Source organism: Roseateles sp. P5_B10, assembly GCF_056400485.1.
In genome coordinates this window covers 1-1,815 of the sequence record NZ_JBFULE010000960.1, presented here as the reverse complement: position 1 = coordinate 1,815, position 1,815 = coordinate 1, and the positions used below count along the sequence as shown (strand labels likewise).

The window sequence follows — 1,815 nt, the reverse complement described above, 5'->3', positions numbered from 1 at the left end:
GGCTTGAAGCGCATGCGCTTCGGGCGCGCGCCTTCTTCGCCCAGGCGCTTCTTCTTGTCGGCCTCGTACTCGTGGAAGTTGCCGTCGTAGAAGAACCACTGCGAATTGCCTTCGCAAGCCAGGATGTGGGTGCAGATGCGGTCCAGGAACCAGCGATCATGGCTGATGACCATGGCCGAGCCGGCGAACTCCAGCAGCGCTTCTTCCAGCGCGCGCAGGGTTTCGACGTCCAGGTCGTTGGACGGTTCGTCCAGCATCAGCACGTTGCCGCCCTGGGCCAGGGTCTTGGCCAGGTGCAGGCGGCCGCGCTCACCGCCGGAGAGGGCGCCGACGAGCTTCTGCTGGTCGTTGCCCTTGAAGTTGAAGCGGCCCAGGTAGGCGCGGCTGGGCATGACGAACTTGCCGACGATGATGTTGTCCAGGCCGCCGGAGACGTCCTGCCAGACGGTCTTGTCGGCTTCCATGCTCTCGCGGCTCTGGTCGACGAAGGCCATCTTGGCCGTCTTGCCGATCTTGACCGTGCCCGAGTCCGGCTGCTCCACGCCCTGCAGCATGCGGAACAGCGTCGACTTGCCGGCACCGTTGGGGCCGATGATGCCAACGATGGCGCCCGCCGGCACCTTGAAGCTCAGGTTGTCGATCAGCACGCGGTCGCCAAAGCTCTTGCTGACGTTCTCGAACTCGATGACCTCATTGCCCAGGCGCTCGGCCACGGGGATGAAGATTTCGTTGGTCACGTTGCGCTGCTGGTATTCGACGTCCGAGAGTTCCTCGAAGCGGGCCAGACGCGCCTTGCTCTTGGCCTGGCGGCCCTTGGCGTTGGAGCGAACCCACTTCAGTTCCTCCTTCATCGCCTTCATGCGCGCGTCTTCGCTCTTCTGCTCGGTCTCCAGGCGCTTTTCCTTCTGATCCAGCCAGTCGGAGTAGTTGCCCTTCCACGGGATGCCGTGGCCGCGGTCGAGTTCAAGAATCCACTCGGCCGCGTTGTCCAGGAAGTAGCGATCATGGGTGATGGCCACCACGGTGCCCGGGAAGCGCTGCAGGAACTGCTCCAGCCACTCGACCGATTCGGCGTCCAAGTGGTTGGTGGGTTCGTCCAGCAGCAGCATGTCGGGCTTGCTCAGCAGCAGGCGGCACAGCGCGACGCGGCGCTTTTCGCCGCCGGACAGCACGCCGATGACGGCGTCCCACGGCGGCAGGTTCAGCGCGTCGGCGGCCAGTTCCAGCTGCAGGTCGGTGTTCTCGGAGCCGGCGGCGGCAATGATGGATTCCAGCTCGCCCTGCTCTGCAGCCAGCGCGTCGAAGTCGGCGTCCTCTTCGGCATAGGCGGCATAGACCTCGTCCAGGCGCTTCTTCGCGGCAAGCACGCCGCCGATGCCCTCTTCCACGGCCTCGCGCACGGTCTGGTCAGGGTTCAGGCGCGGCTCCTGCTCCAGGTAGCCAATCTTGATGCCCGGCATCGGCGTGGCTTCGCCCTCGTACTCCTTGTCGACGCCCGCCATGATCTTCAGGATGGTCGACTTGCCCGAACCGTTCACGCCCAGCACGCCGATCTTGGCGCCGGGGAAGAAGGACAGCGAGATGTCCTTCAGGATGTGGCGCTTGGGAGGAACCGTCTTGTTGACGCGGTTCATGGAAAAGACGTACTGGGCCATGGGCAAATCCTGTGAGGCTGAAACAGCGGCAGGCCCCGGAAGAGGGCCTGCATTGCCTGGTATTGTCGCCGAGCCCGCGTTTCCAGGAAGTCAGATGCTCCGTCTTGCCGCCGCCCTGATCGTTCTCGCCACCGGCCTCGTCCAAGCCCAGACCCTGCGC

At 64.6% G+C, this 1,815-nt stretch carries 2 protein-coding genes; one reads left to right on the top strand and one right to left on the bottom strand.

Going from position 1 to position 1,815, the window contains the following annotated elements:
• A partial coding sequence (gene ettA, locus AC1DU6_RS29750) for an energy-dependent translational throttle protein EttA (RefSeq protein ID WP_477861614.1) occupies positions 1 to 1,655 on the bottom strand: 1,655 nt, incomplete at its 3' end.
• On the opposite strand from ettA, the gene AC1DU6_RS29745 reads away from it, so the two are divergent.
• A partial coding sequence (locus tag AC1DU6_RS29745; RefSeq protein ID WP_477861612.1) for a hypothetical protein occupies positions 1,633 to 1,815 on the top strand: 183 nt, incomplete at its 3' end. The two genes, ettA and AC1DU6_RS29745, sit on opposite strands and share 23 nt — an antisense overlap.